This is a genomic window from Bacillus sp. N3378-2at (genome assembly GCF_033412715.1).
Taxonomy (GTDB): Bacteria; Bacillota; Bacilli; order Bacillales; family Bacillaceae; genus Bacillus; species Bacillus subtilis.
Map to the genome: position 1 here is coordinate 3,112,367 of NZ_CP117986.1, position 25,366 is coordinate 3,137,732.

The following is a 25,366-nucleotide window of genomic DNA, read 5'->3' on the forward strand; positions in this document are numbered from 1 at the left end:
CTGATTGACAAAGGTATTGGTGACTGGGGCGGGAGGACAGCTTGGCTTGGAACTATGCCGCCAGCTGAAGCAAGCCGGATATGAGGTCATTGCGTTAACAAAGAAGATGATGAACATTGCTGACCAGCGCTCAGTACGGCATTCGTTTGGCCATTATCAGCCGGATATCGTGGTCAATAGCGCCGCGTTTACGTCGGTTGATCAATGCGAGAAAGAGCTTGATAAAGCGTACTTGGTTAACGGAATCGGCGCTTATTATACAGCGCTTGAGTCAACCCGCATCGGTGCTCAATATGTTCATATCAGCACGGACTATGTATTCAATGGGAAAGGAACCCAGCCATATAGGGAAGACGATCCCCTCGATCCGAAAACCATTTATGGCAAAAGCAAAAGGCTTGGAGAAGAACTGATAAGATTAACGACAAAAGACAGCACGATCATCAGAACATCGTGGGTGTACGGACATGGCGGCAGTAATTTCGTTGAAACCATGCTGAAGTTTGCTGAAACGAAACAAGAGCTTCGGGTTGTCAGCGATCAAATTGGTTCGCCGACTTATACGAAGGATTTAGCAGAAGCGGTCATCAAGCTGTTCAGCCATCCGCCGGGCATCTATCATGTCAGCAATTCAGGCATATGCAGCTGGTATGAGTTTGCGATGGCAATTATGGAAGAAAGCGGGCTGGAAACAGCCATTTTGCCTGTAACGACAGAGGAATACGGGAACAAAACGCCCCGTCCGGCATACTCTGTGCTGAGCCATCGGGCCATTGAAGAAGCCGGCATCCGCCCCCGCCACTGGCGGGAAGCGTTACGAGAGTATTTGCAGGAAAGGAGCAGTACGTGTGATTGATGGAGTCAAGGTGAAAAAATTGATGAAGCATAGCGATGACAGAGGCTTTTTTGCTGAGCTGGTCCGGGACGATGAGAATCTCCTTGAGCATTTTGGGCAGGCCTCTTGGTCGAAAAGCTATCCGGGTGTGATTAAGGCATTTCATTATCATGAGAAGCAGGATGATCTCTGGTTCTTCCCAACCGGCCACGCTCAGGTTGTCCTATACGATCTTCGAGAGGATTCAAAGACAAAAGGAGAAACGGACGTCTATTATATGGGCGAAGACAATCCGATGCTGTTATTAATCCCCAAAGGGGTGGCTCACGGATATAGAGTGCTGGGAGAGACGCCGCTGACAATTATCTATTTTACCACCATGTCGTATAACCCGGATCAGCCTGATGAAAAAAGAATTCCGTGGAATGATGAGACGATCGGTTTTAACTGGAACACTGAATTCAGATAAAAATAGGAACGTGATCAATCGAAGAGCAGAGGCATCTTCGACTTTTTTTGCCCTTTTTTAAAATAGGATAAAAGATAGAAAATGTCGGGCAGATGTTACTAGAAAAAGAGAGAGAAATCGTCCATTTGAACCTTGTATAAACAGGAAGGAATTCTCATTGAATTCCAAGTGTTAATATTCCTTAAAAAACATTTACTTCCATGGAAAATGATGATAGATTAATTTTTAAGAAAAAGAACTGGTAATTCGCGAATTATGAAAAAGCGCTTTTTCTGCAGAGGACGCTCTGGCCAAATTTCAACAATCATTTAGGGGGAAATGTCATGCTAAAAAGAACTTCATTCGTATCTTCATTATTCATCAGTTCAGCTGTTTTACTATCAATCTTACTTCCTTCGGGCCAAGCTCATGCACAGTCTGCATCAATCGAGGCAAAAACAATTAACAGCACGAAAGAGTGGACCACTTCTGATATTGAAGTGACATATAAACCAAATGCGGTGCTTTCTCTTGGAGCGGTAGAATTTCAATTTCCTGACGGGTTTCATGCTACGACAAGAGATTCAGTGAATGGAAGAACACTAAAAGAAACACAGATTTTAAACGATGGAAAAACAGTCAGAGTCCCGCTTACGCTTGATTTGTTAGGCGCATCCGAATTTGACCTCGTCATGGTGCGCAAAACTCTTCCTCGCGCAGGCACTTACACGATTAAAGGCGATGTAGTAAACGGTTTGGGAATCGGCAGTTTTTATGCTAAAACGCAGCTGGTGATTGATCCCCGTTAATCGATAGATTTGTAGTCAGAGACTGAGATGTTTTCAGTCTCTTTTTTTGTGGATTCAAAAGCTGGTACGGATCTTGCATGATGATAAGGGTGAATCCAATGCAGAAAGGAATTGGCGGGCTGATTTTTTAAAGCGCTTACATTACAGCCGGCCAAAAAAACAATGAGGTGAAAAAAGATGTCAGCAAAGCAAGTCTCGAAAGATGAAGAAAAAGAAGCTCTTAACTTATTTCTGTCTACCCAAACAATCATTAAGGAAGCCCTTCGGAAGCTGGGTTATCCGGGAGATATGTATGAACTCATGAAAGAGCCGCAGAGAATGCTCACTGTCCGCATTCCGGTCAAAATGGACAATGGGAGCGTCAAAGTGTTCACAGGCTACCGGTCACAGCACAATGATGCTGTCGGTCCGACAAAGGGGGGCGTTCGCTTCCATCCAGAAGTTAATGAAGAGGAAGTAAAGGCATTATCCATTTGGATGACGCTCAAATGCGGGATTGCCAATCTTCCTTACGGCGGCGGGAAGGGCGGTATAATTTGTGATCCGCGGACAATGTCATTTGGAGAACTGGAAAGGCTGAGCAGGGGGTATGTCCGTGCCATCAGCCAGATCGTCGGTCCGACAAAGGATATTCCAGCTCCCGATGTGTACACCAATTCGCAGATTATGGCGTGGATGATGGATGAGTACAGCCGGCTGCGGGAATTCGATTCTCCGGGCTTTATTACAGGTAAACCGCTTGTTTTGGGAGGATCGCAAGGACGGGAAACGGCGACTGCACAGGGCGTCACGATTTGTATTGAAGAGGCGGTGAAGAAAAAAGGGATCAAGCTGCAAAACGCGCGCATCATCATACAGGGCTTTGGAAACGCGGGTAGCTTCCTGGCTAAATTCATGCACGATGCGGGCGCGAAGGTGATCGGGATTTCTGATGCCAATGGCGGGCTCTACAACCCAGACGGCCTTGATATCCCTTATTTGCTCGATAAACGGGACAGCTTCGGTATGGTCACCAATTTATTTACTGACGTCATCACAAATGAGGAGCTGCTTGAAAAGGATTGCGATATTTTAGTGCCTGCCGCGATCTCCAATCAAATCACAGCCAAAAACGCACATAACATTCAGGCGTCAATCGTCGTTGAAGCGGCGAACGGCCCGACAACCATTGATGCCACTAAGATCCTGAATGAAAGAGGCGTGCTGCTTGTGCCGGATATCCTGGCGAGTGCCGGCGGCGTCACGGTTTCTTATTTTGAATGGGTGCAAAACAACCAAGGATATTATTGGTCGGAAGAAGAGGTTGCAGAAAAACTGAGAAGCGTCATGGTCAGCTCGTTCGAAACAATTTATCAAACAGCGGCAACACATAAAGTGGATATGCGTTTGGCGGCTTACATGACGGGCATCAGAAAATCGGCAGAAGCATCGCGTTTCCGCGGATGGGTGTAATTTGAGAAGCCTCCGCAAAATAATTTTGCATTTGTTTTTTGCGTAAAGAGCAAAAATCGCAAAATAAATTTGCGTTCAAGATCGGAAAAAGAGAAAGGTGATCACCTGTTAGACAAATTTCTGTTCGATTCAACAAGTTTTTTCAGCAAAAGACAAGAAAATGGCATGATTCTTGCATTTTTATTCATATGCGAAGATATATTTCATAACACGAGGGGGACTACATATGACAGTCACATACGCGCACGAACCATTTACCGATTTTACGGAAGCAAAGAATAAAACTGCATTTGGGGAGTCATTGGCCTTTGTAAACACTCAGCTCGGCAAGCATTATCCGCTTGTCATAAATGGAGAAAAAATTGAAACGGACCGCAAAATCATTTCCATTAACCCGGCAAATAAAGAAGAGATCATTGGGTACGCGTCTACAGCGGATCAAGAGCTTGCTGAAAAAGCGATGCAAGCCGCATTGCAGGCATTTGATTCCTGGAAAAAACAAAGACCGGAGCACCGCGCGAATATTCTCTTTAAGGCAGCGGCTATTTTGCGCAGAAGAAAGCATGAATTTTCAAGCTATCTTGTGAAGGAAGCGGGAAAACCGTGGAAGGAAGCAGATGCGGACACGGCTGAAGCGATAGACTTTTTAGAGTTCTACGCGCGCCAAATGTTAAAGCTCAAGGAAGGGGCTCCGGTGAAGAGCCGTGCTGGCGAGTTCAATCAATATCATTACGAAGCGCTTGGCGTCGGCATCGTCATTTCTCCATTTAACTTCCCGCTCGCGATTATGGCGGGAACAGCGGCGGCAGCGATTGTGACAGGAAATACGATTCTCTTAAAACCGGCTGACGCAGCCCCGGTAGTGGCAGCAAAATTTGTCGAGGTCATGGAGGAAGCGGGTCTGCCAAACGGCGTTCTGAATTACATTCCGGGAGATGGAGCGGAGATCGGTGATTTCTTAGTTGAGCATCCGAAGACACGGTTTGTCTCATTTACAGGTTCCCGTGCAGTCGGCTGCCGGATTTATGAGCGAGCCGCCAAAGTGCAGCCGGGCCAAAAATGGCTCAAACGGGTAATTGCAGAAATGGGCGGAAAAGACACAGTGCTTGTCGACAAGGACGCTGATCTTGACCTTGCTGCATCCTCTATCGTGTACTCAGCATTTGGATATTCAGGACAGAAGTGTTCTGCGGGCTCCCGCGCGGTCATTCATCAGGATGTTTATGATGAAGTGGTGGAAAAAGCTGTGGCGCTGACCAAAACGCTGACTGTCGGCAATCCAGAAGATCCTGATACGTATATGGGTCCCGTGATTCATGAAGCATCCTACAACAAAGTGATGAAATACATTGAAATCGGCAAATCTGAAGGCAAGCTATTGGCCGGCGGAGAAGGCGATGATTCAAAAGGCTACTTTATTCAGCCGACGATCTTTGCAGATGTTGATGAAAACGCCCGCTTGATGCAGGAAGAAATTTTCGGCCCGGTTGTTGCGATTTGCAAAGCGCGTGATTTCGATCATATGCTGGAGATTGCCAATAACACGGAATACGGATTAACAGGTGCGCTTCTGACGAAAAACCGTGCGCACATTGAACGGGCGCGCGAGGATTTCCATGTCGGAAACCTATATTTTAACAGAGGATGTACCGGAGCAATTGTCGGCTATCAGCCGTTCGGCGGTTTTAATATGTCAGGAACAGACTCAAAAGCAGGCGGTCCCGATTACTTAATTCTTCATATGCAAGCCAAAACAACGTCCGAAGCTTTTTGATTTGAGAGAAATAAAATCGTGCGATTCTTTAGCGGATCGCACGATTTCAACTTTTTGATCAGGAGGACAATTTATGCAGTATACAAAAATCAGTCACATGAATCCGGCTGAAAGAGTGGAGGCGCTGACAGCATCTCTGGTCAGCCTCAGCAGCGTGAACGGCACCGTTGGAGAAGGGACAAAAGCAGATTTCATCAAAGAAGTGATCACGAGCTATCCTTATTTTCAGGAAAACCCCAGTCATGTGTGGGAACAGGCCATTCCCAATGACCCATACAATCGCAAAAATATTTTTGCGTTTATTAAAGGACATGGAGAAAGCCGTAATACAGTCATTTACCATGCCCATCTGGATACAGTTGGAATCGAAGATTTCGGCCCTTTAAAGGATATCGCTTTTGATTGTGAGAAATTGGCCGAGTATTTCAGCCGCTATGAGTTCGATCAGGATGTTCAGCGGGATGCCAAATCAGGCGATTGGATGTTCGGAAGAGGATCTGTTGATATGCAAAGCGGCATCGCCGTGCATTTAGCCAATCTCCTGCATTTTTCGGAGAACCTTGAGACGTTGCCGGGAAATGTATTGTTTATGGCCAATCCCGATGAGGAGAGCCAGCATTCGGGCATTCTCGCCAGCATTTCAGAGCTGAACCGGTTAAAAAAAGAAAAACAGCTTCACTATTTGGCTGCTATTAATACAGATTTTATTACCCCGCTTTACGATGGTGATCAGACAAGATATATCTATACCGGAGCCGCGGGAAAACTGCTGCCATGCTTTTACATTTACGGGCGTGAAGTCCATGTTGGCGATACACTGGCAGGGATTGACCCAAATTTCATTTCATCTGAAATCACAAGCCGTCTCCACAATAACATCCATCTGGCAGAAAAGGTTGAAGGGGAGTTGGTTCTGCCACCATCCTGTTTGTATCAGCGTGATAACAAGGAATCCTATAATGTGCAAACGGCTGTCAGCACCAGCTTGTACTTCAATTGTTTTATTTATGAAAGAACAGCAAAAGAAATGATGGATTTGCTTATTGAAGTCACTGAGGAAGCATGCCAAGAGACAGAACAAAAATTATCAGATTATTATGAAGAATATGCAAAAAGAGCCAACCTGCCAAAGAAACATTTATCATGGGACATTCAAGTGTATAGCCTGGAGCAATATTTAGAAAAGCTGAGAAACCGGGGGATAGATCCCGAGCAGTGTATCGAGCAGACATTCAAAGCCAACGAGCACCTTGAACTTCGCATGAGATGCTTTCAGGCAATCGAAGAGCTTCAAAAGCTTGACCCCGATCAAGGCGCAAAAGTCATTCTATTTTACGCACCTCCTTACCTGCCACATAACTATTTGAAAGAAGATAGCGCAAGAGATCAGCTTTTGCAGCATGTGATTAAAGAAGCGGCTGACAAAACCGCTGAATCGACAGGCGAAACATTTGTCTTCAAAAAGTTTTTCCCCTACTTGGCAGACGGCAGTTTTTTATCACTGCACGAAACCGATGGCGAAATTGATTCTTTTATCAGGAACTTTCCTGGGTGGAATATGATTGGGACCATTCCGTTCAAAGATATACGCAAGCTGAATATTCCATCCATTAATATGGGTGTGTACGGAAAAGACGGCCATAAATGGACAGAACGAGTCTATAAACCGTACACATTTCATGTATTGCCTCTCCTCATACAGCAAACCACCGTTCACCTTTTGCAAAGCTACCGGATGACCATCACGGCAAAAGAACCAAAGGGGGAAGGATGATGCAGAATCATAAAAATGAATTGCAGCGCAGCATGAAAAGCAGGCATTTGTTTATGATTGCTTTGGGAGGGGTGATTGGCACTGGGCTGTTTCTAGGCTCTGGCTTTACCATTAGCCAGGCGGGACCGCTCGGCGCCATTGCCGCGTATATCATCGGCGGATTTTTAATGTATCTCGTCATGCTTTGTTTAGGAGAATTGGCTGTTGCCATGCCGGTGGCCGGATCGTTTCAGGCCTACGCCACTAAATTTCTGGGACCGTCGACAGGCTTTATGATTGGCTGGCTGTATTGGTTCAGCTGGGCGAATACAGTGGGGTTAGAGCTGACGTCAGCAGGCATTTTGATGCAAAGGTGGCTGCCCTCCGTTCCGATCTGGATATGGTGCCTCGTGTTCGGCATCGTCATCTTTTTGATTAATGCGCTCTCTGTCAGAAGCTTTGCAGAAATGGAATTTTGGTTTTCAAGCATCAAAGTGGCGGCGATCATATTATTTATTGTGATTGGCGGAGCCGCTGTGTTTGGCTTGATTGACTTTAAAGGCGGACAGGAGACACCCTTTTTGTCTAACTTTATGACTGATAGAGGACTTTTCCCTAATGGGGTGCTGGCCGTTATGTTTACGCTGGTCATGGTGAACTTCTCGTTCCAGGGAACGGAGCTTGTCGGCATTGCGGCAGGGGAAAGTGAAAGCCCGGAAAAAACACTGCCAAAGTCCATTCGAAATGTCATTTGGCGTACGCTGTTTTTCTTTGTGCTCGCTATGTTCGTCTTGGTTGCCATCCTTCCGTACAAAACGGCGGGGGTGATTGAAAGCCCATTTGTAGCGGTACTCGATCAAATCGGCATCCCATTTTCGGCAGATATCATGAATTTTGTCATCTTAACAGCCATTTTATCTGTTGCTAATTCGGGGTTGTATGCGGCGTCGCGTATGATGTGGTCACTTTCATCAAATCAAATGGGTCCATCCTTTCTCACCAGACTGACAAAAAAAGGCGTGCCGATGAATGCCCTGCTGATTACGCTAGGCATTTCAGGCTGTTCGCTGCTGACAAGTGTCATGGCCGCAGAAACAGTGTATTTATGGTGTATCTCAATCTCGGGCATGGTGACAGTTGTCGCGTGGATGTCCATTTGTGCGTCGCAATTTTTCTTTCGCAGACGTTTCCTTGCTGAAGGCGGAAATGTGAATGATCTGGAGTTCAGAACGCCGCTTTATCCGCTAGTCCCGATTCTCGGATTTTGTTTATATGGCTGCGTGTTGATCAGCCTTATTTTCATTCCGGATCAAAGAATTGGCTTATACTGCGGTGTGCCGATCATTATTTTCTGTTATGCATACTATCATCTAAGCATCAAAAAGCGTATAAATCATGAACCGATTGAAAAAAAGCAGACAGAGGCGCAATAGAAAAAGCTCTCCGGGAGGCCGGAGAGCTTTTTTTACGTGTTACATCCTCATGTATTTTTAGAATGAAATATAGAAATATATAATGGGATTTAAATGAAAATAATAAAACTTATAAATATTTCGTTCGAATTGTAAATAGAGAAAAAACAATGCTAAACTATAATGCAACTTTATGATAAGAAGATTATGGAAGAGGTGTTTGAGAAAGAATGAACAGCAATCAAAACAATGACATCAAAACAAAACATCATTTTCCGTTATTGTTGGCACTGGCTTTAACGATGGGGGTATTTGCAGCCGGATCTGAAGAGCTTGTGATCTCACCGCTGCTGCCGGATTTAGCAAAAGCCTTCAACTCAGATGTCAGCGTCCTTGCGTTATCTATCAGTATTTACGGCATTATGATTTTTATCGGTGCGCCGCTTTTGGTTCCATTAGGCGATAAATACTCCAGAGAACTGAGCTTATTGGCCGGGCTTATGATCTTTATCATAGGAACCGTGATATGCGCTTTGGCTCAAAATATTTTTTTCTTCTTTTTAGGCCGGGCGCTTTCGGGATTGGCTGCGGGAGCGTTTGTTCCGACCGCTTACGCAGTTGTCGGTGATCGTGTTCCTTATACATACCGGGGCAAGGTGATGGGACTGATCGTTTCAAGCTGGTCGCTGGCGCTGATTTTCGGAGTGCCGCTCGGATCATTTATCGGCGGCGTCCTGCATTGGAGATGGACGTTTTGGATTTTCGCCCTGATGGGTGTTTTAGTTGTCCTGCTGATTCTCCTTGAAATGCGCCGCCATGCCCAACATAAAAACAGCGGCAAGGAAGAAATAGAAGAGCCGGCAGGAACATTCCGGGATGCGCTGAAAGTCCCTCGTGTACCTGTTTATATCACGATAACCTTCTGTAATATGATTGGTTTTTACGGTATGTATTCCTTTTTAGGCACCTATCTTCAGGACGTTTTTACCGGAGGAAACACGGCTGCGGGCTTATTTATCATGATTTATGGAATCGGGTTTTCCATGAGTGTGATTACAGGAAAGATAGCCGACCGCATCGGAAAAATGCGCTCCCTTTTGATTGCGCTGGGGGTCATCAGCGTTCTGCTGGCGTGTTTACCATATGCGCCGGCGTCTATGTTTCTGTTAATCGCCAGCCTATTTATTTGGGGATTAATGCAAAGTTTGACGGTGACGCTGCTCAGCACCATTTTGAGTGACTGCTCAGAGCGTCATCGAGGAAAAGTCATGGTGTTTTACAGTCTCGCCTCGAATCTGGCCGTGACATTAGGTTCTGCTTTAATGGGACCCGTATATGTGGCATACGGCTATGCAGCTGTCGGATTGATTTGCGCCGCCATCACAGTCCTCGGATTTGTGCTCAGTGTATTCGCATATAAAAAGTACGGCAAACTTGAGCAGAAGGCCGATCAGTCCTTATCTCAATAAACAAAGTTTCTAAATTCCTATAATTAAAAACCCTTTTTAAAGGGTTTTTTTGTTTGTATGGGAATAATTATCAATATTTTCAAAAAACATTGACAGTTCAATTTCCACTGGATAAAATTTACTTAAAATTTTAAAAGATTGGTTGGTGCTCATGATTATATTGGATAATAGCATTCAGACAAAAAAAAGAACTGATTCACTATCCAAACTCATTACAGTCAACACGCTCGGCCCTGAGGGGACAAGCAGTGAGTACGCAGCAAAGCATTTCATTTCCAATTTTACTCTTCTACAAGGGCTGAACAGTAAATTGTCCTTGCATGATACTTTTGAATCGTGCATCGAAAGGACGCTCCAAAGCCCGCTGGAATATACCATCGTCCCACATGCTTACGATGGCATTAAGCATTTCTACATGAGGCCGGATTTGCAGCTATTGCAGATCTTCAGGTGCGATACACCGATGTACGGCCTGGCTGTTCGTCCTGATTTTGAATTCAGAGACGATATGCTTGATACATCTGTTATTGTTTCACATCCTTCACCTATTAATTTAATAAAATATTTTACCCGCAAAGATGTTCGTTTCAAACTAGTCAATTCAACCAGTCAAGCCGCAAGAAAAGTAAAAGAAGGTTTGTATGACATTGCCTTAACCAATGAGCTTGCACGGCAAAAGTACGGGCTAACCTTTGTAAAAACATTCAAAAGCATTCCAATGAGCTGGTCATTATTTGGAAAAGGAGACGTTGATGATGAAAACTAAAGAAGATATGCAGGAGCTTTATTTCCCGACACCGAAATTAATTGAATGGGAAAACGGAGTGAGGCAGTATTCAACCGTACGAGGGGATACTGAAGTATTAATGTCTTACGTCCCGCCGCATACCAATGTTGAACCCCATCAGCATAAGGAGGTCCAAATCGGCATGGTCGTTTCTGGCGAGCTGATGATGACTGTCGGAGATGTGACAAGAAAAATGACAGCCTTGGAATCTGCCTATATCGCGCCGCCGCATGTGCCTCACGGGGCAAGAAACGACACAGACCAAGAAGTGATTGCTATTGATATCAAGCGGCTGAAAGCTGATGAAACATATACAAGTCCTGAGGACTACTTTTTGGATATTTTCAAAACAAGAGACCTGCTGCCGGGCATGGAAGTCACGTTCTTTGTTGAGGATTGGGTAGAAATTATGCTTGCCAAAATCCCTGGAAATGGCGGAGAAATGCCTTTCCATAAACATCGGAATGAACAAATAGGCATCTGCATCGGCGGCGGCTATGACATGACGGTCGAAGGCTGCACAGTCGAGATGAAATTCGGCACAGCCTATTTCTGTGAGCCTCGCGAAGATCATGGTGCCATCAACCGTTCAGAAAAAGAATCAAAATCGATTAATATCTTCTTCCCGCCGCGCTATAACAGGGCAAAAGCAAAAAAAATGAAGGCGGATGAATGATCATGAACCTCACCGATAAAACCGTCCTCATCACAGGAGGCGCATCAGGCATTGGTTATGCTGCGGTTCAGGCTTTTTTGGGCCAGCAGGCCAATGTGGTTGTGGCGGATATTGATGAAGCGCAAGGAGAAGCAATGGTACGAAAAGAAAATAATGACAGGCTGCACTTTGTGCAAACGGACATCACAGACGAAGCTGCCTGCCAGCACGCAGTTGAATCGGCGGTTCATACATTTGGCGGGCTCGATGTCTTGATTAATAATGCAGGCATCGAAATCGTGGCGCCTATTCACGAGATGGAGCTCAGCGATTGGAACAAGGTGCTGCAAGTCAATTTGACCGGCATGTTTTTAATGAGCAAACATGCACTCAAGCATATGCTGGCCGCCGGCAAGGGCAACATCATTAATACGTGCTCTGTCGGCGGACTCGTGGCATGGCCTGATATTCCTGCTTATAACGCCAGCAAAGGCGGGGTTTTGCAGCTGACTAAATCAATGGCCGTTGATTATGCGAAACATCAAATTCGGGTGAACTGCGTATGCCCGGGGATCATCGACACACCGCTGAATGAAAAATCATTCCTTGAAAATAATGAAGGCACACTTGAAGAGATTAAAAAAGAAAAGGCGAAGGTAAATCCGCTGCTGAGGCTTGGGAAACCTGAAGAAATCGCAAACGTGATGCTGTTTTTAGCCTCGGATTTATCAAGCTATATGACCGGAAGCGCCATCACCGCAGACGGAGGATACACCGCACAATAGAGAAGGAGTGTTTTACATATGGAGAGAAAAACAGTATTGGTCATCGCTGATCTTGGAGGCTGCCCGCCGCACATGTTTTATAAAAGCGCTGCTGAAAAATATAACCTGGTCAGCTTTATTCCAAGACCTTTTGCAATTACAGCCTCCCATGCAGCATTGATTGAAAAATACTCGGTCGCGGTCATAAAAGATAAAGACTATTTTAAGAGTTTAGCTGATTTTGAGCATCCTGATTCCATTTATTGGGCGCATGAGGATCATAACAAGCCTGAGGAAGAGGTCGTCGAGCAAATCGTCAAGGTTGCCGAAATGTTTGGGGCGGATGCCATCACAACAAACAATGAATTATTCATTGCTCCGATGGCGAAAGCCTGTGAACGTCTGGGCCTGAGAGGTGCCGGCGTGCAGGCAGCCGAAAATGCCAGAGATAAAAATAAAATGAGGGACGCTTTTAATAAGGCCGGAGTCAAATCGATCAAAAACAAACGAGTCACAACTCTTGAAGATTTCCGTGCTGCTCTTGAAGAGATCGGCACACCTCTTATCTTAAAGCCTACATACTTAGCGAGTTCAATCGGTGTAACGCTGATTACGGACACTGAGACGGCAGAAGATGAATTTAACAGAGTCAATGACTATCTGAAATCAATTAACGTGCCAAAGGCGGTTACGTTTGAAGCGCCGTTTATCGCTGAAGAATTTTTACAGGGTGAGTACGGAGACTGGTATCAAACAGAAGGGTACTCCGACTATATCAGTATAGAAGGCATCATGGCTGACGGTGAGTATTTCCCGATCGCCATTCATGATAAAACGCCGCAAATCGGGTTTACAGAGACATCCCACATTACGCCGTCCATTCTGGATGAAGAGGCAAAAAAGAAAATTGTCGAAGCTGCCAAAAAGGCAAATGAAGGGCTTGGCCTGCAAAATTGCGCAACACATACAGAGATCAAGCTAATGAAAAACAGAGAACCGGGTTTAATAGAGTCGGCAGCCAGATTCGCAGGCTGGAATATGATTCCTAATATTAAAAAGGTCTTTGGCCTTGATATGGCGCAATTATTATTAGATGTCCTCTGTTTCGGAAAAGACGCCGATCTGCCGGACGGATTATTGGATCAAGAGCCTTATTATGTTGCCGACTGCCATTTGTACCCGCAGCATTTCAAACAAAATGGCCAGATTCCAGAAACCGCTGAGGATTTGGTCATTGAAGCGATCGATATTCCGGACGGGCTTTTAAAAGGGGATACTGAAATCGTTTCATTTTCAGCCGCAGCACCAGGCACTTCAGTTGATTTGACATTGTTTGAAGCTTTCAATTCCATTGCTGCATTTGAACTGAAAGGCAGTAATTCACAGGATGTGGCTGAATCAATCAGACAAATTCAGCAGCATGCAAAGCTGACGGCAAAGTATGTGCTGCCAGTATGAAACAGCTGAAACCCAACTCTAAATACTTGCTTTACGGGCAGGCGCTATCGTTCATGGGAGACTATTGTGTTCTCCCTGCCCTGCTCATTTTGTCTACATATTATCACGATTATTGGGTGACGTCCGGGGTCATCGTGGTCAGAAGCATTCCGATGGTGTTTCAGCCGTTTTTGGGGGTTCTGGTCGACCGGTTAGACAGAATTAAGATCATGCTGTGGACGGATATCATCAGAGGCATCATCTTTTTGGGGCTCACATTTCTTCCAAAAGGCGAGTATCCGCTGATCTTTCTGGCCCTGCTGTTTATTTCTTATGGAAGCGGCGTGTTTTTTAATCCCGCCCGTCTCGCTGTCATGTCGTCCTTGGAATCAGATATTAAAAGCATCAACACGTTATTTGCAAAAGCGACAACCATCTCCATTATCGTCGGGGCGGCTGCCGGAGGGCTCTTTCTGTTAGGCGGATCTGTAGAGCTGGCTGTTGCCTTTAACGGTGTGACATACTTGGTTTCGGCATTTTTTATCAGCCGCATCAAGCTGCAATTTGTGCCGATTCAATCTGAAAACATAAAAGAGGCCTTCCAGTCTTTTAAAGAAGGACTCAAAGAAATCAAAACCAATGCATTCGTATTAAACGCCATGTTTACGATGATTACGATGGCTTTGCTGTGGGGAGTTGTGTACAGCTATTTTCCGATTGTCAGCCGCTTTCTGGGTGACGGGGAAATCGGCAACTTTATCCTCACATTCTGCATCGGCTTCGGCGGGTTCATCGGAGCGGCGCTTGTCAGTAAATGGGGCTTTAACAACAATAGAGGCCTGACGTACTTTACCGTTTTATCCATTGTCTCGCTGGCGCTGTTTTTATTTACGCCGATTTTCGCTGTTTCTGTCATCGCGGCGATCCTCTTTTTCATCGCGATGGAATACGGGGAAGTGCTTGCAAAAGTGAAGGTTCAGGAAAATGCGGCAAACCAGATTCAAGGGCGCATTTTTTCAGTGGCCGAAGCGTCTATCGGATTATGCATTTCTATTGGTTCAATGTTCATTAACATCCTAAGCGCTCCGGTCATTATGGGGCTGATTGTCGTGATCGTATGCGGTTTGTTTCTGCATACGAAGCTCGTCAACAAATCGTTTTTGGAACGGGATAACAAAACGGAGCAAAAAGGAGTCTTTTAGATGGAAATAACACCGTCCGATGTCATCAAGACACTTCCAAGGCAAGAGTTTTCTCTCGTTTTTCAAAAGGTAAAGGAAATGGAAAAAACGGGGGCCCATATCATTAATCTCGGACAGGGGAACCCTGACCTTCCCACTCCGCCGCATATTGTGGAGGCTTTGCGGGAGGCTTCTCTGAATCCTTCGTTTCATGGATACGGCCCTTTCAGGGGCTATCCTTTTTTAAAGGAAGCGATCGCTGCTTTCTATAAAAGGGAATACGGAGTGACAATCAATCCTGAAACGGAGGTCGCGCTTTTCGGAGGCGGGAAAGCCGGTTTGTATGTGTTGACACAATGCCTGCTCAATCCGGGAGACATCGCTTTAGTCCCGAATCCAGGCTACCCTGAATATTTATCAGGGATTACGATGGCGCGAGCTGAGCTTTACGAAATGCCGCTGTATGAAGAAAATGGCTATCTGCCGGATTTTGAAAAGATTGATCCAGCCGTGCTGGAAAAAGCGAAGCTTATGTTTTTAAACTATCCGAACAATCCCACTGGAGCTGTGGCTGATGCGGCTTTTTATGCAAGAGCTGCTGCTTTTGCGAAAGAGCATAACATCCATTTGATTCATGATTTTGCATACGGAGCGTTTGAATTCGATCAAAAACCGGCCAGTTTTCTTGAGGCAGAGGATGCCAAAATTGTCGGAGCAGAGCTTTATTCATTTTCAAAAACATTTAACATGGCCGGCTGGAGAATGGCGTTTGCGGTTGGGAACGAAAGGATCATTCAGGCCGTCAATGAATTTCAGGATCATGTATTTGTCGGCATGTTCGGCGGGCTGCAGCAGGCAGCGAGTGCGGCGCTTTCTGGAGATCCGGAGCATACGGAATCGTTGAAACGAATTTATAAGGAACGAATTTATAAGGAACGAATTGACTTTTTTACGGCGCTTTGTGAAAAGGAATTGGGCTGGAAGATGGAAAAGCCAAAAGGAACCTTTTACGTATGGGCTGAAATTCCGAATACGTTTGAGACATCTCACCAATTTTCCGATTACTTGCTGGAGCATGCCCATGTCGTAGTCACACCGGGCGAAATTTTTGGAAGCAACGGAAAAAGGCATGTCAGAATTTCAATGGTGTCGAAGCAGGAGGATCTGCGGGAATTTGTCACGCGGATTCAAAAGCTGAACCTGCCGTTCGGGTCATTACAAGAAACATCCCGCTAAAAAGCGGGATGTTTTTTATATGCTTTTCATGCTGCCGCCGTCAGCGGAAATTTGCTGTCCCGTGATGTAGGAGGCTTCCTCAGAGGCAAGAAACGCGGCGAGCGCTGCGGTTTCTTCGGCTGATCCGACCCGTTTCATCGGAATCCCGGAAGCGACCTGTTCCTCTGCTTTCTGTTTGGATATGCTGTTCTTTTTCATCACATTTTCCACAAATTGATGATAACGGTCTGTAGCGATAAAACCAGGATTCAGACAGTTGACAGTAATGTTGTGAGGAGCAAGCTGGATGGAAATATTTTTACTGGCGTTAATTAAAGCGGCATTCATCATACTGTTTGTGAACATGTTGGCGCCGGGTTCTTTCCACAGATTTCCGACAATGTTGATGATTCTGCCAAACTCGTTTTGTTTCATCAGTGAGGAAGCACGCTTGATAGCGTCAATATAGGCAACGGTCTTTTGAGTGAACGTGGCCGTCATATCGTCTATATTGCAGTTATCAAATGTATCAGGCGCGCCGCCCGGGATATTATTAATCAGAACATCAAGCCGTCCGCATTGAGATTCGATTTCCTGAAAAATGCCCGCTCTCGTATGCCGGTCAGACATATCCCCCGCAAGGACAATGACGCTCGCCTCAGGATGCTTGGCAAAAATGTCTTCTTTGACAGATTCAATATTATCCAAATTTCGCGAATTAATGACGAGGGAAAAGTGCTGGTCTGCTAATTTCAGAGCGATTGCTTTCCCAATCCCTTGACTGGCTCCCATAACAAATGCGGTTCGTTTTGACAAATAACTGCACCCCTTTGAAAAAAATGGATTATTATCTACATCGTAAGAAAAAACGAAGAAAATAGCAAATTTTATTTAAATTCTGATAAAGGAGAATTGAAAAACTCCCGCCGGATAGGGCGGGAGGGGATATTATACATATAAGAATTGAGGAAGTGTATCAAGCGAAAGGTGATTGCCGACAAAGAATGAACCAAATTCGCCATAGCGAGCGCTGACTTCGTCAAAACGCATTTCGTACACTAGCTTCTTGAATTGAAGGACATCATCGCTGAATAATGTAACGCCCCACTCGTAATCGTCAAAGCCGACAGAGCCGGTGATGATCTGTTTGACTTTGCCCGCATAGCTGCGGCCGATTAAACCGTGGCTTCTCATCAAGTTTCTGCGTTCCTCCATTGAAAGCATATACCAGTTGTCGTTGCCGGATCTTCTTTTATCCATTGGATAGAAGCATACATATTTTGATTCCGGCAGTTCAGGGTAAAGGCGCGCGCGCACATGCGGATTTTCGTAAGGATCGCCGTCACCGCTTGCCAAGTAGTTGCTCAGCTCTACCACTGATACGTAGGAGTATGCCGGAATGGTGAACTCAGCAAGTCTTGATTTGTTGAATTCAAGCTCAATTTGATTTAATTCTTCCATTGTAGGACGAAGGATCATCAGCATAAAATCAGCTTTTTGGCCGACGATGCTGTAAAGAGTTTGCGATCCTTTTCCTTCTTTTTGGGCTACGCCCCATTTTTCAAGCAACCCAGTGAATTCATGTATGATAGATTGGCGCTCATCACTGGACAGAAGCTTCCAGGAAGTCCAATCCATTGTGCGGAAATCATGAAGCGCATACCAGCCGTCAAGCGTTTTTGCCGCTTCATTCGTCATTTGCTGTTCACTCATTTATCTTCACTCCCATTATCTTTTCATGATTGCCTTCACTATACCATAGTTTATCCGATTCTACTGTGGAGAAACCTTGAACATCCCTTCCGTATAACTCCATCAAAATAGAAGAACCTATAAAGGAAGATTGAGTCACTTAAATTAGTTAGAAAAATAAGATTTTTTTATGAAAGCGCTATAATGAAAGTTGGCTGTTTGAATTTGATTGGAAGAAGAGTATGCTAGTAAAAGAAAGCGTTTTTGTAACTTTTTGAGGAGGTTTTATTGTGGCAGATTTATTTTCAACAGTGCAAGAAAAAGTAGCTGGAAAAGACGTTAAAATTGTATTTCCTGAAGGCTTAGACGAGCGTATTTTAGAAGCGGTCAGCAAGCTTGCAGGAAACAAAGTGCTGAATCCGATTGTGATCGGCAATGAAAATGAGATCCAAGCAAAAGCAAAAGAATTGAACCTTACGCTGGACGGCGTTAAGATTTATGATCCTCATACATATGAAGGCATGGAAGACCTTGTACAAGCATTCGTAGAACGCCGCAAAGGCAAAGCGACAGAAGAACAGGCTCGCAAAGCGTTATTAGACGAGAACTACTTCGGTACAATGCTGGTGTATAAAGGACTTGCAGACGGACTTGTAAGCGGAGCTGCTCACTCAACTGCTGACACTGTCCGCCCGGCTCTTCAAATCATCAAAACAAAAGAAGGCGTGAAAAAGACTTCCGGCGTGTTCATCATGGCTCGCGGAGAAGAGCAATACGTATTCGCAGATTGCGCGATCAACATTGCGCCTGACAGCCAAGATCTTGCCGAGATTGCGATCGAAAGTGCCAATACGGCAAAAATGTTCGACATTGAGCCTCGCGTGGCAATGCTCAGCTTCTCTACAAAAGGCTCAGCAAAATCTGATGAAACAGAAAAAGTAGCGGATGCAGTGAAAATCGCGAAAGAAAAAGCGCCTGAACTGACACTTGACGGCGAATTCCAATTTGATGCTGCATTTGTTCCATCTGTAGCTGAGAAAAAAGCGCCGGATTCCGAAATCAAAGGGGACGCTAACGTATTCGTATTCCCAAGCCTTGAAGCAGGAAACATCGGCTATAAAATCGCTCAGCGTTTGGGCAACTTTGAAGCGGTAGGTCCAATCCTGCAAGGTTTAAATATGCCTGTAAACGACCTTTCAAGAGGATGTAACGCTGAAGATGTTTACAATCTCGCATTAATTACAGCGGCGCAAGCACTGTAATAAAAATGAAGACGATGGCAGCTCTCGACCGAGGGCTGCCTTTTTTGCGCTTCCGTATAGCCTTCTTTACCAAGACGGATGATATGAGTACAATAAAGAAAACTAATCATAACCATATATTTCATTAATGACAGGGGTGGGGTTTTTGTATTACGACGTGCTGAAAACGTTTATAGCGGTGGTAGAAGAAAAAAACTTCACAAAAGCGGCGGAAAAGCTGATGATCTCCCAGCCCAGCGTCAGTCTGCATATCAAAAATCTTGAGAAAGAATTTCAAACGGCTCTTCTGAACAGGTCGCCAAAACACTTTACGACAACGCCGACAGGAGACATTTTATATCAAAGAGCAAAGCAAATGGTGTTTCTCTACGAACAAGCCAAGGCTGAAATCTATGCGCATCATCACTATGTGAAGGGTGAATTGAAAATAGCTGCAAGCTTTACAATCGGTGAGTATATTCTTCCGCCGCTATTGGCCCAGCTGCAAAAGCTGTATCCAGAGCTGAATCTAGATGTCATGATTGGCAATACAGAGGAGGTCAGCGAGCGTGTGCGGATGCTTCAGGCTGATATCGGGCTGATTGAAGGACATACAAACGAGAATGAGCTGGAAATTGAACCGTTCATGGAGGATGAAATGTGCATTGCCGCTCCAAATCAGCATCCGCTCGCCGGGCGGAAAGAGATTTCGATCAGCGATTTGCAGAACGAAGCGTGGGTGACAAGAGAGAAAGGCTCCGGGACGAGAGAATATCTCGATCATGTACTCAGTTCAAATGGACTTCGGCCGAAATCAATGTTCACCATCAGCAGCAATCAAGGTGTAAAGGAAGCGGTGATTAACGGCATGGGACTTTCGGTTCTATCCAGAAGCGTACTGCATAAGGATTTGATCCACCGCGAAATCTCAATTCTGCATATTAAAGATTTCTCGTTAAAGCGCAAGCTGTCTTACATTCATTCTCCTCTCATGGAGAATACAAAAAATAAAGAAATTTTTATTACGATGCTGAAAAGCAATTATCAATCACAGCTGCTGAAATGATATAATAGTTTTCGTTCAATAAGCCTAACATGAAAGGGTTTTACATAGATGGCAAACCAACCGATTGATTTACTGATGCAGCCGAAATGGAGAGTCATTGACCAATCCAGTCTCGGCCCTTTATTTGATGCGAAGCAATCCTTCGCAATGGATGATACGCTGTGCATGTCCGTCGGAAAAGGCGTGTCGCCGGCGACAGCGCGCTCATGGGTGCACCACGATACAATTGTCCTTGGAATACAGGATACACGCCTCCCGTTTTTGCAGGATGGCATCTCCTTGCTGGAGAGCGAAGGATACCGTGTGATCGTACGCAATTCCGGCGGTCTTGCCGTCGTATTGGATGACGGTGTTTTAAATATCTCTCTCATATTCGAGGACGAAAAGAAAGGCATCGATATAGACAAAGGATATGAAGCGATGGTCGAGCTGATGAGACGAATGCTGAGACCGTACAACGCAAAGATCGAAGCCTATGAAATTGAAGGGTCTTATTGTCCCGGCAGCTATGACCTCAGTATAAATGGCAAAAAGTTCGCCGGCATCTCTCAGAGACGCGTTCGCGGCGGAGTTGCTGTTCAAATTTATCTCTGTGCGGATAAAAGCGGCAGTGAAAGGGCCGACTTGATCAGACGATTCTATCAAGCGGCGCTGAAAGACAAACAAAACGATAAAAAAGGCGTCTATCCGGAAATACGTCCGGAAACGATGGCGTCCTTAAGTGAGCTTCTGCAAAAAGACATCTCCGTACAAGACTTAATGTTCGCTTTATTGACGGAATTAAAAGCGTTAAGCACCCGTCTTTACTCTGCCGGACTGTCCATTGATGAGGAAATGGAATTTGAGAAAAACCTCGCCCGGATGGCTGAGCGGAATGCAAAGGTATTTGGGTGAACGTTCTTCGCATGCCGGCTGAATATGACGGCATGCATTTTTTATCTCAAGCGGCATTTTATCTCCACAATCTTATTTTCAGATAAATCCTTCTTACATAAAGATAACCACGACAAAAAGAAAAACGATAAAATGACAACAGCATCCATATATAAAGGGGAGAGGCAGATGAAGGGGAATTTTCACAGCTTGTTTGTGCTGATCGCGGCTTTTTTCTGGGGGACCACGGGAACCGTTCAGGCATTGGCTCCAGAAAGCGCCACACCGCTGGCATTTGGGGCGTTCAGGTTATTAATAGGAGGAAGCGCCATGCTGCTTGCGGTTTGGATCAGCCGGGAGCTTCACGTGAAAAATTGGTCATGGCCGCTCGTATTTTTAGCCGCTGTTTGTATGGCGTGTTACCAGCCGCTGTTTTTCACAGCGGTTAAAGAAACGGGAATTGCAGTGGGAACTGTGATTGCCATCGGCAGTGCGCCTATCATTGCCGGGACCCTCGAATGGGCCGTATTGAAGAAACGCCCGCGAAACTCTTGGTGGATTGCGACTGTGCTGGCTTTAACGGGTTGCTGGCTTCTGTTTTCCGACAGTTCCAATGTTCGGATTGATGTGGCTGGTGTTCTTATGGCGCTTGGAGCGGGTGCTTCTTTTGCAGGCTATACGCTCATCAGTAAAGCGATGATGAAAACCCAGCCTCCTCGAGCGACCTCCGCCGTTGTATTCATGATCAGCGCCATCTTACTGACGCCGCTATTATGGCAGTCAGATATCTCGTGGATATGGACCCCTAGAGGACTGGGAACAAGCCTTTACATCGGGTTAATTGCAACATGTGCCGCATACTTTTTGTTTGCGAAAGGGCTTACCGGGGTTCCGGCCTCGGCGGCGGTCACGCTTTCTTTAGCGGAACCGCTGACGGCTTCATTGCTTGGCGTGTTTTTCATAGGGGAAATGCTTTCGCCTTTCTCGTGGCTGGGCATTGCGCTTATGATGCTGGGGCTTTTGGTCATTTCTGCTGCGCCTCGGAAACAAAAAACGGCCGAGGCAGCTCACATGTCTTAATAGATTCACATAAGCTTGGCCTCATTTTACAAGAATAGCTGATCCGGCTGCAAAATGAGGAAATTCTCTTTTCTCAATAGAAAAGAGGATTTTGTACATGGCGAAAATCCCAAAACAGCTGCCCGTTTTGGGATTTTTCTATGTCATTCCGCTAATTTTTCTAAATTGCCGTTCCGGTCCATTTTGAAGGACGGAGAGGCATGTTCATCTTCTTCAAATAAAACTAGCTTTCTGGCTCTGTTCATAATTTTCACCAAGGTTTCATAATCTTCTTGGATCGTTTTTTGGTCTTTTTCAAGCTTTTGAACTTCTGCCTCTAGCTGCTCTGTTTTGTTTTGCAATTCCTGATTTTCTTTCTTTAAACGCTCGTTTTCCATTTTTAATGCTGATGATTGCTCGTTATTGCCTTCGTAATTCTGCAGGAAGCGGATCACATCATTCATCGTCATCTCAGGCGCAGCTGCAGGTGTTTGAGGAGACAATAAGTGTGATAGACTAGCTAACTCTTCCTTAAAGCTTTCATCAACAAAAGGCATATGTTCGCCAGACATTAAAGGTTGCTCATTTTCGACAGAAGGTGTTTCCGTTTTAACCGGCTCTTCTGCAGCGGTTTCTTGAATGATTTCAGGATCAACGGCAGGAGGCTGATATAATAATCTTTTTTTCGCGGGCTGCCCGTTTCCGAGCGCTCTCATCCGCTGTTTTCGTTGTTTCTTCGCAAGCTGAAGCGCTTTTTCATATTGATGGCGGACCACTGCGTTCCATCTGAATCCGCAGGCTGCGGATGTCCGGTTTAATTTATCGCCGACTTCTTCAAAGGCGTTCAGCTGAGTGCTGCCCTCCCTCACATGCCGAAGCACTGTTTCGGCTAAAAGCAGATCGTTTTCCTCTGACCAAGCGTCTTGTCGCTGTTTTGTCATTTATCTCAACTCCCATTTTTCTTTTCATGGTATTAGAATGTCCAGGTTGGAAAATATTTATACAAATTGGCTGAAAGAATAGGAGATACGAAGGATGGAGCGGCTTGCAGGAACAGTCGAATCCTTGTAAAATGAAGTGTGATGTGATTTTTTTTGAAACGTGATTTTAGGTTATTCACATAGATGAACATAGAAATGAAGGGAAGCGTACGTCATGGCTAATGAATTTCGAGTGTGTGATGATTGCCAAGCCACTAATATCAAAACATTGCTGCCGCGTTTGAAAGAAGTGGACCCGGACGCAAAGGTTGAGGTAGGATGCCAATCTTATTGCGGGCCCGGACGGAAAAAATCATTTGCTTTTGTGAACAATCGCCCGCTGTCAGCTCCGACAGAGGATGAGCTGATTGACAAAGTAAAAAAGAAAATAAAAAAGTAAAAACATATTTTTTCTTAGCCTCGGCCCTCAGGTCAGGCTTTTTTGCTTCACAAGATGTGTTTTTCATGAAGATGGAACAAATCGCCGGGCAAATTCAAGGATGTTTTCAAAGAATAGAGTCGATATAATAGAAACACGGCTAAAAAAAAGAGGGAATGACGATGGCGTATCCAAATGGAAAATTATCAGAAGAAAAAGTGTTTAAAGATCCGGTGCACCGCTATGTTCATGTTCGGGACAAGCTGATATGGGATTTAATCGGAACCCGTGAATTTCAGCGTCTCCGCAGAATTAAGCAGCTCGGCACGACCTATTTGACGTTCCATGGGGCTGAGCACAGCCGGTTCAACCATTCTCTCGGTGTCTATGAAATTGTCAGAAGAATGGTTGATGACGTCTTTAAAGGCCGCCCTGAATGGGATGACAGTGAGCGCGAACTCTGTTTGGCCGCGGCGCTGCTTCATGACCTCGGGCACGGGCCGTTCTCGCATTCATTTGAAAAGGTCTTTCACCTTGACCACGAGGATTTTACAAGAGGTATCATTTTGGGAGACACGGAGGTTAATCAGGTGCTCAGAAAGGTGAGCCCGGGTTTCCCTCAGGATGTTGCTGAAGTCATTGCCAAAACATATAAAAACAAGCAAGTGGTCAGCCTGATTTCGAGTCAGATTGACGCAGACCGCATGGATTACCTGCAGCGCGACGCATATTATACGGGCGTCAGCTACGGCCATTTTGATATGGAGCGGATTCTTCGGGTGATGCGGCCGCGCGAGGATCAGATCGTCATTAAAGAAAGCGGAATGCACGCTGTCGAAGACTATATCATGAGCCGTTACCAAATGTACTGGCAGGTCTACTTCCATCCTGTGACTAGAAGTGCAGAGGTCATTTTAACGAAGATTCTTCACAGGGCGAAGCAGCTGCATGATGAAGGCTATGTCTTCACTCACGCTCCGGTTCATTTCTATTCTATTTTTGAAGGAAAATTGACACTGGAGGATTATGTAAAGCTGGATGAATCTATTATTTTGTATTACTTCCAGGCCTGGGAGGATGAAGAAGACGCGATTTTATCCGACTTGTGCCGCAGATTCATTAACCGCCAGCTTTTCCAATACGTTGAATTCAATCCGAATGAAGAAATGTCGGCTTATTTTGAGCTGACTTCATTGTTCAAAGAGGCGGGGATCGATCCGAGCTATTATTTGGTCGTTGATTCTTCATCAGATCTGCCATACGATTTTTACCGACCAGGAGAGGAAGAGGAGCGTCTGCCGATCCATCTCTTGACGCAAAACGGCCAAATTAAAGAGCTGTCCAGACAGTCGGCTATTGTGGAATCCATCTCAGGTAAACGGCGGACGGACCACAAGCTGTACTATCCAAAGGACTTGATTTGTGACGGCACTAAACATCCGGAAGCGAAAATGAAAATCCGGCAGCTGCTGGGACTGACATAGAAATTGGAAAGAAGGAAAAAGGAGATGTCGGGAATTTGTTGAAAGAACATGCAAAACTGATGAAGGTGTTCTCGGATTCTGGAGAAATCATCGGGCGAAAGAAGCTGCAGAAAATGATTTATATCGCCAAGAAAATGCAGTTTCCTTTCTATGAGAAATATGATTTTCACTTTTATGGACCGTATTCGGAGGAACTGACGCTCCAGATTGAAGAGCTGTGCAACCTTGGATTTCTGCATGAGGTGAAGGAAAAAAAGGGCGGCTACTTTCAATACCGGTATTCGCTGACTGAGACAGGCTCCGCATTTTTAGACCATGCTGATCTGGACATGCCGGATATGAAAGGCTATATCGACAGTGTAAACAGCCGTTCATCACGGTTTTTAGAGCTGGTTTCCACGATCCTTTACTTTGACGGGCTTGAGGATGAGGAAAAGAAAGAAAAAGTCTTTACCATCAAAAGCAAGCAAAAATATACAAATGAAGAATATGACGAAGCGCTTCAATACATAGAGGAACTGAAGCAGATTTGTTAACCATACCAAGCAAAAGAAATGATCCGTTTCTTTTGCTTTTTTTATTGACAAAAGCTGCTAAGAGA

General features: G+C 45.2%; 24 protein-coding genes. 21 read left to right on the forward strand and 3 right to left on the reverse strand.

The window, feature by feature from the left end; all coding sequences use genetic code 11:
- Nucleotides 1–4: 4 nt before the first annotated feature.
- The 14 genes from rfbD (at nt 5) to bacF (ending at nt 16,012) form a co-directional block, all read left to right on the forward strand.
- Complete coding sequence (rfbD, locus tag PUN35_RS16670) at nt 5–856, forward strand: dTDP-4-dehydrorhamnose reductase (RefSeq protein ID WP_014481243.1); 852 nt, start codon at nt 5–7, stop codon at nt 854–856.
- Nucleotides 849–1,304 (forward strand): dTDP-4-dehydrorhamnose 3,5-epimerase family protein, encoded by a 456-nt coding sequence (locus tag PUN35_RS16675; protein ID WP_014481242.1) that lies wholly within the window; start codon nt 849–851, stop codon nt 1,302–1,304. Before rfbD ends, PUN35_RS16675 begins: the two co-directional genes overlap by 8 nt.
- A 323-nt stretch (nt 1,305–1,627) precedes the next feature.
- On the forward strand, nt 1,628–2,092 hold the full coding sequence (gene bslB, locus PUN35_RS16680; protein ID WP_014481241.1) for a biofilm surface layer hydrophobin BslB: 465 nt from the start codon (nt 1,628–1,630) through the stop codon (nt 2,090–2,092).
- A gap of 177 nt (nt 2,093–2,269) precedes the next feature.
- Entirely contained in the window at nt 2,270–3,544 is a 1,275-nt protein-coding gene (gene rocG, locus PUN35_RS16685) for a glutamate dehydrogenase (protein ID WP_003227482.1), read from the forward strand.
- 226 nt (nt 3,545–3,770) lie between these two features.
- On the forward strand, nt 3,771–5,318 hold the full coding sequence (gene pruA / locus PUN35_RS16690) for an L-glutamate gamma-semialdehyde dehydrogenase (protein WP_014478322.1): 1,548 nt from the start codon (nt 3,771–3,773) through the stop codon (nt 5,316–5,318).
- Nucleotides 5,319–5,391: 73 nt separating this feature from the next.
- On the forward strand, nt 5,392–7,092 hold the full coding sequence (locus PUN35_RS16695) for a M20 family metallopeptidase (RefSeq protein ID WP_014481239.1): 1,701 nt from the start codon (nt 5,392–5,394) through the stop codon (nt 7,090–7,092).
- Complete coding sequence (locus PUN35_RS16700; RefSeq protein ID WP_015250969.1) at nt 7,092–8,504, forward strand: amino acid permease; 1,413 nt, start codon at nt 7,092–7,094, stop codon at nt 8,502–8,504. The genes PUN35_RS16695 and PUN35_RS16700 overlap by 1 nt, the downstream gene beginning before the upstream one ends.
- Before the next feature lie 209 nt (nt 8,505–8,713).
- The gene (locus PUN35_RS16705) at nt 8,714–9,952 is read left to right on the forward strand and encodes an MFS transporter (RefSeq protein WP_014481237.1); all 1,239 of its coding nucleotides are present in this window, start codon (nt 8,714–8,716) and stop codon (nt 9,950–9,952) included.
- Between the two features lie 151 nt (nt 9,953–10,103).
- The gene (gene bacA, locus PUN35_RS16710; protein WP_009968341.1) at nt 10,104–10,718 is read left to right on the forward strand and encodes a prephenate decarboxylase; all 615 of its coding nucleotides are present in this window, start codon (nt 10,104–10,106) and stop codon (nt 10,716–10,718) included.
- Nucleotides 10,708–11,415, forward strand: coding sequence for a 3-((4R)-4-hydroxycyclohexa-1,5-dien-1-yl)-2-oxopropanoate isomerase (gene bacB, locus PUN35_RS16715; RefSeq protein WP_003244300.1), 708 nt, complete (start codon nt 10,708–10,710; stop codon nt 11,413–11,415). Before bacA ends, bacB begins: the two co-directional genes overlap by 11 nt.
- 2 nt (nt 11,416–11,417) lie before the next feature.
- Nucleotides 11,418–12,179, forward strand: coding sequence for a dihydroanticapsin 7-dehydrogenase (gene bacC, locus PUN35_RS16720; protein WP_003243359.1), 762 nt, complete (start codon nt 11,418–11,420; stop codon nt 12,177–12,179).
- A gap of 18 nt (nt 12,180–12,197) precedes the next feature.
- Entirely contained in the window at nt 12,198–13,616 is a 1,419-nt protein-coding gene (gene bacD, locus PUN35_RS16725) for an alanine--anticapsin ligase (RefSeq protein WP_003242921.1), read from the forward strand.
- The gene (gene bacE, locus PUN35_RS16730) at nt 13,613–14,797 is read left to right on the forward strand and encodes a bacilysin exporter BacE (protein WP_014481236.1); all 1,185 of its coding nucleotides are present in this window, start codon (nt 13,613–13,615) and stop codon (nt 14,795–14,797) included. The genes bacD and bacE overlap by 4 nt, the downstream gene beginning before the upstream one ends.
- Entirely contained in the window at nt 14,798–16,012 is a 1,215-nt protein-coding gene (gene bacF, locus PUN35_RS16735; RefSeq protein ID WP_031601099.1) for a transaminase BacF, read from the forward strand. It abuts the gene before it with no gap.
- A 15-nt stretch (nt 16,013–16,027) separates the two neighbouring features.
- Here bacF and bacG read toward each other — a convergent pair whose 3' ends face one another.
- Nucleotides 16,028–16,807 (reverse strand): NADPH-dependent reductase BacG, encoded by a 780-nt coding sequence (gene bacG, locus PUN35_RS16740; RefSeq protein ID WP_014481234.1) that lies wholly within the window; start codon nt 16,805–16,807, stop codon nt 16,028–16,030.
- 132 nt (nt 16,808–16,939) lie between these two features.
- Nucleotides 16,940–17,704 (reverse strand): hydrogen peroxide-dependent heme synthase, encoded by a 765-nt coding sequence (gene hemQ, locus PUN35_RS16745; protein WP_003227507.1) that lies wholly within the window; start codon nt 17,702–17,704, stop codon nt 16,940–16,942.
- Nucleotides 17,705–17,973: 269 nt separating this feature from the next.
- On the opposite strand from hemQ, the gene pta reads away from it, so the two are divergent.
- The 4 genes from pta (at nt 17,974) to PUN35_RS16765 (ending at nt 21,943) form a co-directional block, all read left to right on the forward strand.
- The gene (pta, locus tag PUN35_RS16750) at nt 17,974–18,945 is read left to right on the forward strand and encodes a phosphate acetyltransferase (protein ID WP_003235941.1); all 972 of its coding nucleotides are present in this window, start codon (nt 17,974–17,976) and stop codon (nt 18,943–18,945) included.
- Between the two features lie 145 nt (nt 18,946–19,090).
- Entirely contained in the window at nt 19,091–19,990 is a 900-nt protein-coding gene (gene cysL, locus PUN35_RS16755) for a cysJI operon transcriptional regulator CysL (protein ID WP_014481233.1), read from the forward strand.
- A 48-nt stretch (nt 19,991–20,038) separates the two neighbouring features.
- Nucleotides 20,039–20,884 (forward strand): octanoyl-[GcvH]:protein N-octanoyltransferase, encoded by an 846-nt coding sequence (ywfL, locus tag PUN35_RS16760; protein ID WP_014481232.1) that lies wholly within the window; start codon nt 20,039–20,041, stop codon nt 20,882–20,884.
- Nucleotides 20,885–21,052: 168 nt separating this feature from the next.
- The gene (locus tag PUN35_RS16765) at nt 21,053–21,943 is read left to right on the forward strand and encodes a carboxylate/amino acid/amine transporter (protein WP_033881831.1); all 891 of its coding nucleotides are present in this window, start codon (nt 21,053–21,055) and stop codon (nt 21,941–21,943) included.
- Nucleotides 21,944–22,086: 143 nt separating this feature from the next.
- Here PUN35_RS16765 and rsfA read toward each other — a convergent pair whose 3' ends face one another.
- Nucleotides 22,087–22,863, reverse strand: a complete 777-nt coding sequence (gene rsfA / locus PUN35_RS16770; RefSeq protein WP_003227516.1) for a prespore-specific transcription regulator RsfA — start codon at nt 22,861–22,863, stop codon at nt 22,087–22,089.
- 214 nt (nt 22,864–23,077) lie between these two features.
- On the opposite strand from rsfA, the gene PUN35_RS16775 reads away from it, so the two are divergent.
- From PUN35_RS16775 to PUN35_RS16785, 3 genes are all read left to right on the forward strand, one after another.
- Nucleotides 23,078–23,302: a YuzB family protein gene (locus tag PUN35_RS16775; protein ID WP_003222050.1), complete on the forward strand. Its 225-nt coding sequence runs from the start codon at nt 23,078–23,080 to the stop codon at nt 23,300–23,302.
- Nucleotides 23,303–23,463: 161 nt separating this feature from the next.
- On the forward strand, nt 23,464–24,765 hold the full coding sequence (locus PUN35_RS16780) for an HD domain-containing protein (protein ID WP_003243873.1): 1,302 nt from the start codon (nt 23,464–23,466) through the stop codon (nt 24,763–24,765).
- A 35-nt stretch (nt 24,766–24,800) separates the two neighbouring features.
- On the forward strand, nt 24,801–25,301 hold the full coding sequence (locus tag PUN35_RS16785) for a YwgA family protein (protein WP_003227524.1): 501 nt from the start codon (nt 24,801–24,803) through the stop codon (nt 25,299–25,301).
- Nucleotides 25,302–25,366 lie beyond the last annotated feature (65 nt).